General features: G+C 30.5%; 16 protein-coding genes and 4 tRNA genes. 11 read left to right on the forward strand and 9 right to left on the reverse strand.

What is annotated here, in order from left to right; genetic code table 11:
• The first annotated feature begins 2 nt into the window (after positions 1–2).
• The 7 genes from yihA (at position 3) to XO11_RS07485 (ending at position 8328) form a co-directional block, all read left to right on the forward strand.
• Positions 3–581 carry a ribosome biogenesis GTP-binding protein YihA/YsxC gene (gene yihA, locus XO11_RS07455; protein ID WP_014296997.1) on the forward strand — a complete coding sequence of 193 codons (579 nt, stop codon included), beginning with the start codon at positions 3–5 and terminating at the stop codon, positions 579–581.
• Between the two features lie 241 nt (positions 582–822).
• Positions 823–1836 (forward strand): 2,4-diaminopentanoate dehydrogenase, encoded by a 1014-nt coding sequence (ord, locus tag XO11_RS07460; RefSeq protein ID WP_175418444.1) that lies wholly within the window; start codon positions 823–825, stop codon positions 1834–1836.
• Positions 1837–1856: 20 nt separating this feature from the next.
• Positions 1857–2162, forward strand: coding sequence for a 2-amino-4-oxopentanoate thiolase subunit OrtA (gene ortA, locus XO11_RS07465; RefSeq protein ID WP_014296999.1), 306 nt, complete (start codon positions 1857–1859; stop codon positions 2160–2162).
• The gene (ortB, locus tag XO11_RS07470) at positions 2159–3571 is read left to right on the forward strand and encodes a 2-amino-4-oxopentanoate thiolase subunit OrtB (protein ID WP_014297000.1); all 1413 of its coding nucleotides are present in this window, start codon (positions 2159–2161) and stop codon (positions 3569–3571) included. Before ortA ends, ortB begins: the two co-directional genes overlap by 4 nt.
• The gene (locus tag XO11_RS07475) at positions 3571–3942 is read left to right on the forward strand and encodes an ornithine aminomutase subunit alpha (protein WP_014297001.1); all 372 of its coding nucleotides are present in this window, start codon (positions 3571–3573) and stop codon (positions 3940–3942) included. The genes ortB and XO11_RS07475 overlap by 1 nt, the downstream gene beginning before the upstream one ends.
• On the forward strand, positions 3942–6137 hold the full coding sequence (oraE, locus tag XO11_RS07480; protein ID WP_041639013.1) for a D-ornithine 4,5-aminomutase subunit OraE: 2196 nt from the start codon (positions 3942–3944) through the stop codon (positions 6135–6137). Before XO11_RS07475 ends, oraE begins: the two co-directional genes overlap by 1 nt.
• Positions 6138–6279: 142 nt before the next feature.
• A complete protein-coding gene (locus XO11_RS07485) occupies positions 6280–8328 on the forward strand; it encodes a hypothetical protein (protein WP_175418445.1) in 2049 nt (682 codons plus the stop codon).
• A 106-nt stretch (positions 8329–8434) separates the two neighbouring features.
• Here XO11_RS07485 and XO11_RS07490 read toward each other — a convergent pair.
• The 6 genes from XO11_RS07490 to mnmE form a co-directional block, all read right to left on the reverse strand.
• Positions 8435–8509 (reverse strand) — tRNA-His (locus XO11_RS07490).
• Between the two features lie 20 nt (positions 8510–8529).
• Positions 8530–8606 (reverse strand) — tRNA-Arg (locus tag XO11_RS07495).
• Positions 8607–8682 (reverse strand) — tRNA-Gly (locus XO11_RS07500).
• Positions 8683–8702: 20 nt separating this feature from the next.
• Positions 8703–8778: transfer RNA gene (locus tag XO11_RS07505), tRNA-Pro, on the reverse strand.
• A 92-nt stretch (positions 8779–8870) separates the two neighbouring features.
• Entirely contained in the window at positions 8871–9578 is a 708-nt protein-coding gene (locus XO11_RS07510) for a hypothetical protein (RefSeq protein ID WP_175418446.1), read from the reverse strand.
• A gap of 11 nt (positions 9579–9589) precedes the next feature.
• Complete coding sequence (gene mnmE, locus XO11_RS07515; RefSeq protein ID WP_014297007.1) at positions 9590–10933, reverse strand: tRNA uridine-5-carboxymethylaminomethyl(34) synthesis GTPase MnmE; 1344 nt, start codon at positions 10931–10933, stop codon at positions 9590–9592.
• 877 nt (positions 10934–11810) lie between these two features.
• Here mnmE and XO11_RS07520 point away from each other — a divergent pair.
• Positions 11811–12341 (forward strand): GNAT family N-acetyltransferase, encoded by a 531-nt coding sequence (locus tag XO11_RS07520; protein ID WP_175418447.1) that lies wholly within the window; start codon positions 11811–11813, stop codon positions 12339–12341.
• A 10-nt stretch (positions 12342–12351) separates the two neighbouring features.
• Here XO11_RS07520 and ispE read toward each other — a convergent pair whose 3' ends face one another.
• Genes ispE through hslV form a run of 3 tightly spaced genes read right to left on the reverse strand, consistent with a single transcriptional unit; the run spans position 12352 to position 14233 of the window.
• Entirely contained in the window at positions 12352–13119 is a 768-nt protein-coding gene (gene ispE / locus XO11_RS07525; RefSeq protein WP_014297009.1) for a 4-(cytidine 5'-diphospho)-2-C-methyl-D-erythritol kinase, read from the reverse strand.
• A complete protein-coding gene (locus tag XO11_RS07530) occupies positions 13119–13703 on the reverse strand; it encodes an NUDIX domain-containing protein (RefSeq protein ID WP_175418448.1) in 585 nt (194 codons plus the stop codon). The genes ispE and XO11_RS07530 overlap by 1 nt, the downstream gene beginning before the upstream one ends.
• Positions 13700–14233: an ATP-dependent protease subunit HslV gene (hslV, locus tag XO11_RS07535; RefSeq protein WP_014297011.1), complete on the reverse strand. Its 534-nt coding sequence runs from the start codon at positions 14231–14233 to the stop codon at positions 13700–13702. The genes XO11_RS07530 and hslV overlap by 4 nt, the downstream gene beginning before the upstream one ends.
• 120 nt (positions 14234–14353) lie before the next feature.
• On the opposite strand from hslV, the gene XO11_RS07540 reads away from it, so the two are divergent.
• Genes XO11_RS07540 through XO11_RS07550 form a run of 3 tightly spaced genes read left to right on the forward strand, consistent with a single transcriptional unit; the run spans position 14354 to position 16785 of the window.
• Positions 14354–14803: a hypothetical protein gene (locus XO11_RS07540; RefSeq protein ID WP_075780668.1), complete on the forward strand. Its 450-nt coding sequence runs from the start codon at positions 14354–14356 to the stop codon at positions 14801–14803.
• 10 nt (positions 14804–14813) lie between these two features.
• Positions 14814–15476 carry a response regulator transcription factor gene (locus tag XO11_RS07545; protein WP_014297013.1) on the forward strand — a complete coding sequence of 221 codons (663 nt, stop codon included), beginning with the start codon at positions 14814–14816 and terminating at the stop codon, positions 15474–15476.
• The gene (locus tag XO11_RS07550; protein ID WP_175418449.1) at positions 15451–16785 is read left to right on the forward strand and encodes a cell wall metabolism sensor histidine kinase WalK; all 1335 of its coding nucleotides are present in this window, start codon (positions 15451–15453) and stop codon (positions 16783–16785) included. The genes XO11_RS07545 and XO11_RS07550 overlap by 26 nt, the downstream gene beginning before the upstream one ends.
• Positions 16786–16800: the final 15 nt, after the last annotated feature.

Below are 16800 nucleotides of genomic sequence, written 5' to 3' on the forward strand. Positions count from 1 at the left end.
AAATGTTTAAAAAAATTGAGCTGGTAAAAACAGCATATACAAAAGGTGATTATCCACCAATATTAAATGCGGAAATAGCCTTTGCCGGACGTTCAAATGTTGGAAAATCCAGTTTATTAAATAAATTATTTGGAATTAAAATTGCAAAAATCAGTTCCAATCCTGGTAAAACAAGATCCATAAATTTCTATAATGTTGATAATAAAGGCTATCTTGTAGATTTACCGGGATATGGATTTGCTAACGTTTCAAAATCCGAAAAGAAAAAATGGGCAGATTTAATGGAGGATTACTTTAAAAACAGATATTCATTACAAATGGTATTCCTTCTAATTGATCATAGACATGAACCGCAAAAAAAAGATATAGAAATGATACAATGGTTAAAGGAACTCGAAATTCCATTTATGATTGTTTTAACAAAACTGGATAAATTAAAGAAAAACGAAAGAGTAAAACAGTTAAACCTTATAAAATCCCATTTGTCAAAATATGGGGATTATATATACTTCCCTGTTTCATCCAAAACAGGAGAAGGTATTGGACAGCTAAAAAATGAAATAATAAAGTTTTTAAAATAAAGAAATCTCTCGAATTTTCGAGAGATTTCTTTATTTTATAGTACATATTTCCAAATTTGCTTAAAAATCGTCAAATTTATTGAATAAATTCTATCATTAGTAAAAATATAGAGTATGCTTGAGTATGAGTGAGTATGTTTGAGTATGCGAATTTGACTATATGAAAGAAATTTCATAAAATTAATATGTAAAGGTTTTGTTGAGAAATTATTCATAAAAATTTTAAAGGGAGGCCTAAAACATGTATAGAGTAGCTTTATGGGGATTTGGCGCTATGGGTAGCGGAATTGCAAAAAATATTTTATCAAAGTATGAATTGGAATTGGTAGGTGTTCATGACACAAGATATGTTGGAAAAGATGTAGGAGAATTATTGGGAATTGGAAATATCAATATGCCTGTTTATGACACACCAGAAAAAATGTTAGATGAAACAAATCCAGATTTAGTTGTAATTGCTACAAACTCATTTGTTAAAGTTGTGAAAGAACATATCATAACTGCTGTAAAAAGACATATTAATGTAATTACAATTGCAGAAGAAATGGCATATCCATTCTATACACATCCAGAAGAAGCAGAAGAAATGGATAGTCTTGCAAGAAGATATGGAGTTTCTGTTTTAGGAACAGGTATAAATCCTGGTTTTGTTCTTGATACATTAATTCTTGCATTGTCAGGTGCAGCATTAAATGTTGAACAAATAAAGGCTGCAAGAATTAATGATTTATCACCATTTGGTCCAACAGTTATGGAAACTCAGGGTGTTGGAACAACAGTTGAAGAATTCGAAGAAGGTTTAAAATCAGGAAAAATCGTAGGACATATTGGTTTTGAACAATCAATTTATATGATTGCAGACGCCTTAGGTTGGAATATAGACAAAATTGAACAGACAAGAGAACCAATAATTTCAAATGTTTTAAGGGAAACAAAATATGTAAAGGTTGAACCAGGAATGGTTGCAGGATGTAATCATGTTGCAAGAGCATATATGGGAGATAAACTCGTTATTGAATTAAAACATCCACAACAGGTAAGACCTGAATTGGAAAATGTAGATACAGGAGATTATATTGAAATTATAGGAGATCCTAACCTTAACTTAGCAATAAAACCAGAAATACCTGGTGGAAAAGGAACAATTGCTGTTGCTACAAATATGATTCCTTCAGTAATTGAAGCAGAATCAGGATTATTATCAATGGCAGATTTACCAGTTCCAAGATCATTAATAGGTGATCTTACAATATAAGCTCATAAGGAGTTGATACAATGATAGCCAGAAAAGGCGATTGGGTTCAAATATATTTTGTAGGATTAAATCCACAGCAAAGAGCTGCTAATCTTCCAGAGGACACAAAACGTGTTCCTCTGGAAATTAGAATAAAAGGTTTTCTGTTAAATGATGAAGCTAATATTGGAGATATTGTAAAGATAGAAACGCCAGTTGGAAGAGAAGTTGAAGGGAAATTGGAAGAAATATATCCTGAATATAAACACAACTTTGGAAAACCTGTAAAAGAACTTTTAGAAGTGGGAAAGCAATTAAGAAATATGATCGAAGGTGATCAGCAATGAGAGATATGAGTTATGATGCAGTAATGGCAAGAAAAAATGAAATAATGAAACAATCAGTAGGAGTAGATTATACAAAATACGAAATAGAGGGAATAGCCTTTGATTATGAAGCAATGATGAAAGATGCTGGATATTCAATTGAAGAAATAAGAAAAATACAGCTTGAAACAGGTGTTGGAAACACACCTCTTGTAGAATTAAAGAATATAAATAAATTAATAAAACAAATAGCTCCTAAAGGAAAAGGTGCAAGAATATTTGTAAAGGATGAAGCAACAAATCCATCAGGCTCGTTTAAAGACAGAAGAGCATCTGTTAGTGCATACAGAGCAAAAGTTATGGGATACAAAGGAGTAATGGCTGCTACAAGCGGTAATTATGGTGCAGCAGTTGCATCTCAGGCTTCAAAAAGAGGATTAAAATCAATAATTGTTCAAGAATGTTTTGACAGCAGAGGAATTGGACAACCAGAAATCCTTGAAAAAGCAAGAGCATGTGAAGCATATGGTGCAGAAGTTGTGCAATTAAGTGTTGGACCCGAACTCTTTTACTATTTCCTCGTTCTCCTTGAAGAAACGGGGTATTTTAATGCTTCACTTTATACACCATTTGGTATAGCTGGTGTTGAAACATTGGGATATGAAATAGCAGAACAATCAATGAATCAATTTGGAAAGTATCCTGATGCTGTTGTTATTACTCATGCCGGTGGTGGTAATGTAACAGGAACAGCCAGAGGATTGAAAAAAGCTGGTGCTGTTAATACAAAAATTATAGGTGCCAGTGTGGATCTTCATGGATTGCATATGGCATCAGATACAGACTTTAACAAAAAATCATTTACAACAGGTCATACAGGATTTGGAATACCATTTGCAACATTTCCGGATAGATCAGATGTTCCAAGAAATGCCGCAAGACCTTTGAGATATATGGATGAATATGTGCTTGTAACTCAGGGTGAAGTCTTCTATATTACAGAAATGCTTGCAAATATAGAAGGTATGCAGAGAGGACCTGCCGGGAACACATCATTAGCTGCTGCATTTGCATTGGCAATGGAAATGGAAGAAGACCAGATAATTGTTGTAAACGAAACAGAATATACAGGTGCAGGTAAATTGCCTTCAGCACAGCTTACATTTGCAAAGGAAAATGGTATTGAAATAAAATTTGGAGATCCAATTGAAGAGGATAAACCAGGTAAAAACATAGTATTGCCTGATCATCCATCAAAATTAAAGGTAATAAAATATCCAATAGAAAAAATGAGAAAATCATATATAAAAGAATTAAAAAAGAGATTTGGAAAAACAGAATTTACAGAAAAGGAAATTGAATTTATTGCAGAAGATTTGAGAATTTCTACAGAAGAAGTGAAAAACCTTATTAAGGAGGTATTGAGCTAATGGAACCAAGAAAATCAGATTTTGAAGAAAGAGCAAAACATTTAATGAATATGTCCGATGAGGAATTAGATAAATATTTCTGGGATCTTGTTGAAAAAGTAGTAGATCCTCTAATTGAATTAGCTTCAACACATACATCACCATCTGTTGAAAGATCTGTATTATTGAGAATGGGATTCAACAGCATGGAAGCAAAAGCATTAGTTGATAAATTCTTTGAAAAGAATATACTCGGTAAAGGTGCTGGAAATATTGTATATACAATAGCAAAAGAACATAATATTGATTACATACAGGCAGGAAGAGATTTAATTGCAGGAAAATACTGGGACGATGTGGATAGAATTTTTATTCATGGAGGCGATAAATGATGAAATTAGAGCCTAACAAAAAATTAAATGTAGAAGAAATCTTAAAGGATTTAGATAAATACAGACCAAAAAGAAAAGGTTGGACATGGAGAAAAAAATTACCTCCAAGAACCAAAATAGGAGAATTTGAATATTATGAAGTAAGCGAACCTCTAAAAAACTTTGTTGCATTACCAGCAGCACATTATTTCAACAATATTGATCCACAACCACAGGAAGTAATTACATCAGAAATTGCTTCAGGTAGATTTGAAGAAGATATAAGAAGAATGAGAATGGCCGCATGGCATGGTGCAGACCATATTATGGTTATTAGAACATTAGGTCAAAGTCATATGGACGGTTTAATTGAAGGAACACCAGAGGGTATTGGTGGTATACCAATTACAAGAAAGCAATTAAGAGCTTCAAGAAAGGCTCTTGACTTAATAGAAGAAGAAGTGGGTAGACCTATAAACTTCCACAGTTATGTTTCTGGTGTTGCAGGTCCGGAAGTTGCTGTATTATTTGCTGAAGAAGGTGTAAACGGAGCTCATCAGGATCCACAATACAACGTATTATACAGAGGCATTAATATGATCAGATCATTTGTTGATGCTGCTGTTGCAAAAAAGATTATGGCATCGGTTGATATGCTTCAAATTGACGGAGCTCACAATGCAAATGCATCAGCAAAATTTGCATGGAAGGTTATGCCAGAATTGTTGGTACAACATGCAATTAACTCATTATACTCAGTAAAGGCTGGAATGAAAAAAGAAAATATTGCTTTATCCACAGTTCCACCAATAGTTTCACCAACACCAGAATTTAGATTAAACTTCGTATATGCAATAACAATAAGGGAATTATTCAAAGATTATAAATTCAGGGCACAAATGAATACAAGATATATAGAATCCGACCTCTTTGACGCAACAAGAATACACGTATTGGATACATTAATTTCCAGATTAACAAAGGCAGATATACAATCAACAATTACACCAGATGAAGGAAGAAACGTTCCATGGCACATTAACTCTATCCGTGGCGTAGAAACTGCAAAACACACATTAATTGCTTTAGACGGCATTAAAGAAATGGTTCAGATTAACTGGGATAATGTAAGAGACAAAGTTAGAGAATTAAAGATGAGAGCTATATTAATGCTCGAAGAAATAATTGAAATGGGCGGATACTTTGAAGCTGTTGAAAATGGAATGTTCGTTGACAATGGCGAATATCCAGAAAGAATGGGCGACGGTATTGTAAGAAAGAAAGATGGAGGAATTGGAGCAGGTTCTGTTGTTCCAAGAGATAAAGATTACATGGCACCTGTATGTCACCACTTTGGTTATAACAACCTTCCAGAAGGTCTTGAAAAGCCATGTGACTTAATTGGTGGATGTACATTATGTAATCCTGATAAAATTCAATACATAGACGAACTAGATGAAGAGGATAATGTATATAAGAGACTTGAAAAAATAAGGGAATACAGAGAAAATAACTTAATCAAACCAGAAGTAGAATGGAGTTATGACGGTTACATTCAGCTTGATATGACAATTCCTGAATCACCAGAATATGCAGAAGCAGCCGCTCTTGAAATTTGTAAGAGAATGGGACTTGAAGACGCACAGGTTATTGCAAAAACAGTTCTTCACCCAACAGAAGGAACATATCTTGAGTTAAAGGCAAAAGTACCATTTGCTATTAAGAAGGACGAACTTGTATTGCCTAAAAAAGCAGAAGTAATGTCAGATGATGAATTATTTGAATTCTTTGCTAAAAACAAGGTAAAGGTTGTAGCTGGTACAGTTGGTAATGATGAACACAATGTTGGTATCAGGGAAATTCTCGATATTAAACATGGCGGTATAGAAAAATACGGTATAAAATATGAATATCTTGGAACAAGTGTTCCACCAGAAAAATTAATAGATGCTGCAATTGAATTTGGCGCACAGGCTGTACTTGCTTCAATGATTGTTACACATAATGATGTACATGTTGAAAACATGAAAAAATTGCATCAATTAGCAATAGAAAAAGGTGTAAGGGATAAATTGTTATTAATAGTTGGAGGAACACAGCTAAATGACGATTTAGCAAAGGAAAATGGAATGGACGCAGGATTTGGAAGAGGAACAAAAGGAGCTCATGTTGCAACATTCATTGCAAAGAAATTAAAAGAAAAAATGGAAGAATAATATTATAGAAACAAATACTCCCCATTCTCTAAATTTTATAGAATGGGGAAGTTTTTAGCGTTTTTATATATAAAAATTAATATATCTAGAATAACTTTACTTTTTAGTTAAAATTATAAAAATAATATAGGGAGGAAGAAGAATGAAAAAATTATATATTATTTTTATCATTATTTTATTATTATCCTCATTATTGAGTTCGTGTATAGATGTTAGAAAAACGTCTCAAAATGATAATACTTTGACTACAAATGAAGAAAATAATGAAAATGATGTTGAAATTGCAGATGACGAAGTTCTCGTGAAGATGGATTTTTCCGGTTCATTGATTAATGAAACAAATACTAAAGCTATTGATGAACAAAATTATTATATTATAGTTGTCAGTGTGAAAAATAATAATTATAATATTTATAAGTTATCTGAAATTGAAAAAGCGGATTTAAAACTTAAAAAAGGTGATATTTACATTATTGGTGTAGCTAAAAAGAATGAAGAAGGTTGGATTGAAACTATTGGTATTGTTGGTGTCGAAAAATTGAATACATTTCCAATATTTGATGAAGCAGATAAAATTATTGATTTAGGGAAATTAATATTTGAGAAAAAGAAATTTAAGTCTGGGAAATTAAATATGTCGCAATTTAGCAAAGTTTTAAAAATTGATGATGATGTTTTAGAAAGTTTTGGAGATTTTGATGTAACTTTGAAAAAGTTTATGAATTTAGATATTAATCATAATGGAATTTTAGATTCAGAAGAAGATAAAGAATATGATAATTGGGAGTTTAAAGTATTTTATAGTTATTCAATAGATAATGAAAATATAAAAACAATAGAAAAAGGTATAGAAATAATTTTTGAAAATGTAAAGAACAAAGAATTCTTAGAAGGAAATGCTTTTTTATCAGTATTGGTTAATGGAGAATATCTTGAAACAACCTTTCAAGGGCAACCGTTTAAAATCAAGGATATTCAGATAGAATCAGCATATTATGATAACGCTTATCATGTAGCTGTTTTTATTCCGCTTAATAATCCTTTGATTGATGAATTTCCATTTAATGGTGATTATCAAATAAAGCTCAAAACGAAAGATGGAAAAGAAAAGATATTTTATTTTAATAATATGCAATTTTTAACCTTTGAAAATTTTGGTATTCCTGTACCAAGTTATGTTATAAATGCATATTCTGATGGAAAAATAAAAAATTTAGAATGGGACTGGAGCTTGCTTAGTGAGGAAAGGTTGGTACCGGTAAAAGAAAAATTAGTTAATTTAGTAATGGATAATACAAAAAAGCCATATTTTGAATATTTAACACATAAAGAATATGATGAAAAATTTGAGGAAGTTCAAACAAATTTGTATTATCATAAATTTTCAAATAAGTATTATATTGAAAATTCTCAATATTTGGATCAAGATATTGATATTGATAATGAAAATATATGGGTTTCTAATTTTTCGGCTAAAGTTTTATATGAAACTATAGGAAATAATGTAATTACTATATATAAACCTATAAAATTTATGAATATTCCTCATGATTATGTAGAAAATAAAGGTTTTATAGATTTTACGCCTAAAGCAATTAATGGTGATTGGATAAATTTAAGTTATAATAAGAATGAAAAAAATCCATTTGATACGTTTTTTTATAAAATTAATATTGATATAGATTCTAAAGTAGCATTTTTATATTTTTATAATGAAACTTCTATGGAACAAAATAAAAATTATAATATAGAACTATCAGATAATGTTATAACTTTTAAAGATGAAAGTGGAAATCAAAAATCAGCTAAAATAACTTTATACAGAAATTATATGATATTAGAATTTTCAGATGATTATAAAATAATTTTGTCAAGAAAAAATTTAATGTTTGTGCCGGATAAAATATTAATTGAAAAAAATGATAATGCATACAATCTGATTTTTGAAGTATATAACAGATCAGATTTTGAGGAATTACAAAAAACATTTAAAGTTATAATTTCAAATAATGAAGATGATTTAATTGGATATATTGAAAACAATAATTCCACAGATACAATAAAAATATATGAGGTAGAAAATTATCAATATGTTAAAAACATAAATTTAGATTTAGGTGAGATTTATTTGGCATTTATTAATGAAGATAAAACTATAATAAGTCCTATTTATACATTAAATGTTGAATAAAAAAATAAGCACCGGTATTATCGGTGCTTATTTTTTTAGATTAAAACATAATTTAATATAAACAATGTAACAAAAAAAGACCCGCATAATGGGTCTTTTTTGTTGTTGGGGTGGCATGTGGGATTTGAACCCACGACATCCTGATCCACAGTCAGGCGTTCTACCACTGAACTAATGCCACCATCACTAAATAAAAAAAGGTGGCGCGCCCAGAGGGACTCGAACCCCCAACCCTTGGATTAGAAATCCAATGCTCTATCCTATTGAGCTATGGGCGCTGGAGCGGCCGACGAGACTCGAACTCGCAACCCCTGGCTTGGAAGGCCAGTGTTCTACCAATTGAACTACAGCCGCACAGAAAAACCGCCACCTTCTGGTCGGAGCGACTGGGATCGAACCAGCGACCTCCGGTTCCCAAGACCGGCGCGCTACCATCTGCGCTACGCTCCGCCACTTACCGTCTTCATTCGACGTCCGAGAATTATAATACCACAAAAATCAAATTCTGTCAAGTTAAAAATTATTTCAAGTTTTTTACAAGTTTATAGCTCATCGAGCTGTTTTACAATTTTTTGTAACACATCAGGTTCTTCATAAAAGGAAACTATCTCACCATCTGTTGTTTCGATAGTTAAACAGAATGTTTCAAGGTGCGGTTTATGAAGGGTTCTGAGCCTTCTGTTCGGCATAAATAAATCACGTATTTTTACGTAGTATAATTCTTGATTGCTTTTTATGTCATATAGATTATAACTTTTTATATCTGATTTATTTATAATGCGTTTATAATAATCGCCATTTGGCATTTGAACAGAAAAAGCGATTTTTCCATCTTTTATACCTAAAATGCTTCCTAATAACTTTCCAATTTCTTCTATTGAAGAAACTTCACCACGACCAAAAAATAAATGATAGAAATTCCAATCTTTTTCATTTTCACCGCTTTCTGATAAATATTCTTTTAAAATATCAATTTTTTTCTCATCATTTGCTGCAACAAGAAATATAATAGCTACTGTTATTAAATAAGCAAGTATAAATAAGTTAGTAAATCCAAATAACAATGCAATAGCTTCTGCTGCTATAATTGTTCCTGCCAAAAAGGAAAATACCTGTTTTCCTTGAAGTTTTAATATTCTATAGAATATTATAAAAAGTATTAATGAAACACCGAAAAAAGCCCAACCTTTTATAAAATACTGCAATAATGGGGTTAATCCAAATAATATTGCTAAAATACTATAATTCATTTTCGTACCTCCTATTTTCCTACGCAGAAATTTCCAAAAATATTATCAAGAAGTGTTTCTGTATAATCTTCGCCTGTTAATTCATTTAAAGATTCGATAGATTTTCTTACATCAAACATTATAGCATCATTGGTAAGACCTAAATGAATACCATTTAGAGCATTTTCAATAGAATCGATAGCTTTTTTAACAGCGTTTTTTTGTCTTTCGTTAGTGAGGGTATACTCTTTTGTAATTACCACATCTTTTAATTCGTTATAAATAAGATTTTCTAATTCCTGGATTTCACCATTTGCAGCGGAAATTTTCACTATTTTATATTCCTTCCATGGGATATCAATTTTATCGGTATTTTTTATATCTGATTTATTTATTACAATTACAATTTTTTTGTCTGTATAGTTTTTTATTTTTTCAAAGATTTCAAGATCATAATCTTCAATTCCAGTGGAATTATCAAGAACAAATAATATCATTTTTGATTCCTCAATAGCTTTTAACGAACGTTCTACGCCTATTTTTTCTACAATATCTCCTGTTTCTCTAATTCCTGCTGTATCAATTACTTTTATATATATACCTCGAATGTTTAAATTTTCTTCTATAGTATCTCTGGTTGTTCCAGGAATATCAGTCACTATAGCTCTATCTTTTCTTAAAAGTGCATTTAAAAGTGTGGATTTTCCAGCATTTGGTTTTCCAACAATAGCCATTTTAATTCCTTCAACTGCTGCAATTCCGTTATCAGCATTTTCATATAGATAATTGAGTTTTTCTTTTACAGAATTAAGGGAATCCAAAAATTCAAAGTTGTCAACTTCAAAATCATCAGGATAATCCATTTCAACTTCAATTCTTGCCGCAATATTGTATAAGACGCTTTTTAATTCTTTTATATCTTTTGAAAGCTTTCCGTCTATTTGACTTGCTGCAGCTTTTAAGGAATATTCTGAGTTAGCGTGTATCATTTCATTTATAGCTTCAGCTTTTATAAGATCCATTTTTTTGTTCATTACAGCACGTTTAGAGAATTCGCCAGGCAAGGCTTCTCTTACACCTAAAGATAAGATTATATTTAATATTTTTTTTGTAAGGAGAATACCACCATGTCCAAATATTTCGAGCATATCTTCGCCTGTGTAGCTTTTTGGTCCCTTATGATATACCCACGTTACTTCATCAATTAATTCATTATTTTGTTTTAGAAAACTATAATACATATATTTGGGTTTTGGATTTTCCATATTAAATAGTTCTTTAATAACTTTAATAACTTTATCACCAGATAGTCTTATTACTGAAATTGCTCCAGTTCCTGGAGGCGAAGAAATTGCAGCAATAGTATCAAAAATCATATAACCACTCCTTGAAAAATTTCTGATTTATTATATCATATTAATGTAGTTTCTTTTTTTAATATTATAATTTTTTATTGTAAATATAGATTTACTGAAATTAAAGTAAAAATATATTTATTAGGAAACTTTATAAAAAGATTTACTCTTGGTGTTCGATACTAATCCTCAAAAATTCTTGTTCCCACCGGTTGTTGCAGACTCACATCCATGTTCGTCCTTTTGATGTTGATTGAGAAAAATAAAAACTCCCTCAAACAACTTGGTTGCTAATCCTCGAAAATCACTCATTCCCGGCTGTCGCTTAGATTCTGCATCCCTGCAGAAGCTGCGCTCAAAAAAACATCCTGTTTTTTTGACAGCCTCCATTCGTGATTTTCTCGGGCAACCTGCGAGTTTTCGTTCGTTTTTATTTTTCTCAATCATAGTTGTTTCTCTTCGGAATTTTCAAGTTTTCGCTCATATTATTATTTCTATTTTCTTATTTCTTATTATATTTTATTATATAAGTAAAACATAAAAAACACGAGTAAAAAGGTGAATGAAGGCTTGAAATTTCCCGAACGGAGATATTGCGTGAGCCGTAAAAATCACACGGATGTGATTTTTAGCGAAGCAGCGCAGGAGGCGATGTCTGAGCGGCGGCGGCAAGCAATATTGGAGTGAGGAATAAGAAATTTCACCGCCTGAATGAACCTTTTTAGGAGTGTTTTTTATAGAACAAAGATCAGAAATTCTTGTCGTCTGAGAGAATATTATTTTTCTACTTTTAAAATAACTTTAATATAAAAGATGATTTAATTTCAGTAAATCTATATTATTGACAGAAAAAAGAATTTTTGATATAATTAGCTTAACGAAATATGGGGGTGGAATTATGTTAGAAGGGGAATTAGTGAAATTAAGAGCTTATTCAAAAAATGATTTAGAAAAGGTTCTTGAATATATTAATGATGAAGAAGTTAGAAAGAATTTAATGCCGGGGATTCCTTATCCTTTTAGAATGGAAGATGAAGAAAAGTGGTATGAAAAACTCAATCCTTTTGGTGGAGGAAAGTATGATTTTGCTATTGAATTAAAGAAAACCGGAGAATATATAGGTGGTTGTGGGGTAAATGAAATAGATTGGAAAAATTCTGTAGCTACTGTCGGAATTTTTATAGGGAAACCTTTTTTTAATAAGGGATACGGAACAGAAGCTATGAAGTTGCTTGTTGATTTTGTTTTTAAAGAAATGAATATAAATAAAGTGAAGTTGCATGTTTTTAGTTTTAATCAAAGAGCGATAAAATCATATGAAAAAGTTGGATTTAAAGTTGAAGGAATACTAAGAGAACAAATTTTTAGAGAAGGAAAATATCACGATGAAGTAATAATGGGGATATTGAGGAAAGAATGGAATAAATAAGGCGCTACCTTTAAGGTTGCGCCTTATTTATTGCGAATATAGTGCTTCCAGAGCCGCTCATTAAAGAAAATACAGATTTTTTTGACATATCATATTTTATTTTTTTTAGTTCAGGATATTTTTTAAATACAACCTGTTCAAAGATATTAAACGCATTTTCTCTGGCTAACATAAAATTTTTTTCTTTTAATGCTTCATAAAGCTTGTATGGATCTCCATATCTTTGTAATTCATTCCAGTTATTGTCTATTTCACCATACATTTCCGGTGTTGAAACATGTATTCCTGGAAAATTAAATTCAAAATTAAGGTTTAATGGATTAAGAAATGTAAGTTTATCCCCGATACCTTCAGCAATTGCTGTTCCACCAAATATTAAAAATGGAACATCACCACCAATTTTCGTACCGATTTCAATAATGTCTTTATCAGAAATATTATAATGTTCTTTTAAAAATTTTAATACAGCTGCAGCATCAGCACTTCCACCACCAATTCCGCCACCTTGAGGAAGTTTTTTTTGCAATTGAATTTTGAGATTAAATTTATATCCCGTTAATTTTTTAAATGTATCAATAGCTTTTTTTATAATATTCTTTTCCCAGGGAAAATTCAATTCTGGTTCTGAGTGAAATTCTTCTTTTTCTGAAAATTCTATTTCAATTTCATCATATATTGGAATTGTCTGGAATAATGTGAGTATATCATGATATCCATCTGATCGTTTATTAACAACATCAAGATAGAGATTAACCTTGGCATATGCTTTAAATAGCATTAGATCACCTCTAAAGCTTTTAATGCTATTTCAGACCAACCTTCAAAATTTCCATCAAAATTCTTTAATTCCTTTTCTGATATCCAGGTTTCTTCAAAATTTTCTTTTTCTTTTATTTCAGCTTTTGTTATATATGCAATGAACAATATTCCAAGGTGAACTCTTGAAACTGATGTGGTATCATCAAGTATTAATCCCACGTATTTTAATGATTTGATCTTTTCAATATCTGTTTCTTCATCTAATTCCCTATTAAGGCCGTTATAAAATGTTTGTTCAGGGTTTTCAGATTCATCAACGGGATTTATATGACCGCCAATTCCCACACTATATAAATTATGCAATCTTTTTTCTGTTTGTTTTTTTGTTCTTTTTACAACAAGTATTTCATTATTTTCATTTTTTAAAACAACATATGGAATAATTTGTTTTTTCGATTCATCATTTTCAGCTATATCTCTATCTATAAAGTATGCATTTTTAAAGATTTTTTCAAGAATGGTTTGTTCAACTACTGCAAAACTGTTATCAAATTCAATATCGTTTAGGACTTCATTATCTATAACCCAGACTTTTTCTTTCATTCCACAACCTCCACAGTGATGTTTTGATTGGTGTAAATACATATTTCACCGGCAATTTTTAATGCTTCTGTAGCGATTTTTTCTGCATCGAGATCGGAATTTTTAAGTAAAGCTTTAGCTGCTGCAAGTGCATATGGTCCTCCTGAACCTATAGCCATAACGTTTTCTTCTGGTTCAATTACTTCACCATTTCCAGAAATTAATAAAAGATAGTTTTTATCAGCAACGAGTAACATAGCTTCTAATTTTCTTAGAATTTTATCAGTTCTCCAATCTTTTGATAATTCAACGGCAGCTTTTAAAAGATTTCCAGCGTTTGCTCTGTATTTTGCTTCAAAACGTTCAAATAAAGCTAATGCATCTGCAACAGAACCTGCAAACCCGGCAACAACCTTTCCTTCACCCAATCTTCTAACTTTTCTTGCAGTTCCTTTAAATATAGTATTTCCAAGAGTTATTTGTCCGTCTCCAGCAATTACTGTTTTTCCGTCTTTTTTTACTCCTACAATAGTTGTTCCTCTAAATTCCATACTTTCACCTCATTTTTCTATTATTTATTAATATACTCATTTTTAATTAATTCGTAAAGAATTTTGCTTATAATTTTATTAATCAACAATACAAATTATATCACAGGAGGGGTAAAGATTATGAAAAAAGTATTTTTATTTTTGGCTATGACAGTATTAATATTTAACGTGGCATTTTCAGCAAAAACTGTTTTTAACATGTCTGTTGTGTTTCCAACATTAAGGGATTTGGATGGAAGAATGGAAGGAATTTTGTCTTTTAAAAGTCCATCTGAAATAAAATATGGATTTGCTTCAGGTTTTTTTGTACCTTTTATAAAATACAATCTTTTTGATTTAAATGGTACATTTGATTTTGCAACTTCAATTAATACATTGGAATATAAAACAGAATTTTCTGTGATTTATACCTTTGGAAAAAGAGAAGCTTCAATGTTTATTGAACAACCTATTACTTCTGATCTGGAATATTCCACAAAATATGGAATTAGATTTTTTGTAGAAGGGCTCAATGGAAATGTGATTATATCAACAACATTAAAGGATATTTTTGTTGGTTTTACGTATTGAGGTGTAATTAATGTATAAAATTCTTGTAGTTGAAGACGATAAAAGTATTTCAAGGTTGTTAGAACTTGAATTGAAACATGAAGGATATATTGTAGAAGTTGCTTTTACAGGAAAAGAGGGGCTTGAAAAGTACGAGGAATTCAAGCCCGATGTTATTATACTTGATTTAATGCTTCCTGAAATAGATGGTATTGAAGTTGCTGACTCAATTAGAAATTATGATCATAATGTTGGAATAATTATGCTAACTGCAAAAAGCGATCTGCCTTCGAAAATTGAAGGATTAAAAACAGGTGCAGATGATTACATGGTAAAGCCTTTTGAAATAGAAGAGCTGGTTGCACGAATAGAAGCATTATTAAGAAGGCTGGGAAAACATGAAAGTATGAAGGTTGGGAATATAGAAATGGATCTTGAAAAAATGGAAGTGAAGGTTAATGAAAAAGTTGTAAACTTAACACTTACTGAATTCAATCTATTAAAGTATTTTATGCAGAATAAAAATGTGGTAATATCAAAAGAAAAATTACTTGAAGAAATATGGGGATATGATGATCTTGAAAATATAAATCTGGTAGAGGTATATATTAATTATTTAAGAAAAAAGCTTGGAAAAGAAGGAAAAAAAATAAAGACAGTACGAGGTGTTGGTTACGTATTTAAAGAGGATTGATAATAAAAAAAGTGTGGTCTGGAGCCTTACATTTATATATACAGGAATTATGATAGTGGTTTTACTTGCTATCATATTTTCTCTTCGATATTTTGTTGAAAAATCATCTGTGAAAACTTATGCCATTTATTTAAAACAGCAGGTTGAACGTTTTTCAGACACGCCTCAACACTTTATGGGAAGAATGATGTCAAGACCTTCGCTTTTAAAGGATGCTGAAAGATTGAAAGCAAGCTTGTTGGCTAATAAGGTTGTTATCCTGGATGGCATTATTGTAAATGACCCATATGGAATAGTAGATGAAAAATTATTTAATATGAAAGAAAAATATGCTGTATATGAAAAAGATGATATCTATTATATTTTTATAAAAACAAAAATTTTTGATAATTCAGATTTGATTATAGGTGGGCCATCCCTTGAATATACAGCATTATTGAAAACATTTAATTCTATGGCGCTTAATTTAAGTTTTTTGAGTATTTTAATATCGCTATTAGTATCGTATTACTTTGCTAAACGTTCTCTTAAACCGTTATTGATTATTTCTGAAGAAATAGCGGAGATTAATGTTGAAAATTTAAATAAACGAATGCCAGAGCAAAATTATTATGAATTTGACAAGTTGACTCAGAATATTAATTTAATGCTTGAAAAAATAGATGAAGGTTATAAGTTGCAGAAACAGTTTGTATCTGATGTATCTCATGAATTAAGAACGCCGCTTACATCTATTATTGGATATATAAAATTAATAGAACGTTGGGGAAAAGAGGATAAACAAATTTTTGAGGAATCACTTGAAAATATAAAAAACTCTGCAGAGTATTTAAAAGATATGGTTGAAAATTTATTATTGCTTACTAAAAATGAAGAAGATATAGTTTTTGAAGAATTAAATGTAAAGGATGTAGTAGAAAAGATTATAAATATATATAAAAACGAGGATATAAATATACATTATGAATTAAAGGATTTATATGTAAAGACAAATAGTAATTACCTTGGAATTATAATAAAAGTTATTCTTGAAAATGCTATAAAATACACAAAGCAAAATAATAAAAACAATGTATATATAAAAATGTATAATTCTACAATTGAAATTATAGATGAAGGGCCTGGAATTCCTGAAGATGAGATTAATAGGATTTTTGAGAGATTTTATAAATCTGAAAAATCAAGAACAGGTAAAGGATTTGGGCTTGGATTATCAATAGCAAAGAAATTAAGTGAAAAATTAGGATTAAAAATAGAGGTTAACAGCATTCTGGGTAAAGGAAGTTCATTTAAGATTAAATTTTCTTGAAAATTTTGTTTTTTT

Source organism: Marinitoga sp. 1138 (assembly GCF_013363265.1).
GTDB classification, from domain to species: Bacteria; Thermotogota; Thermotogae; order Petrotogales; family Petrotogaceae; genus Marinitoga; species Marinitoga piezophila.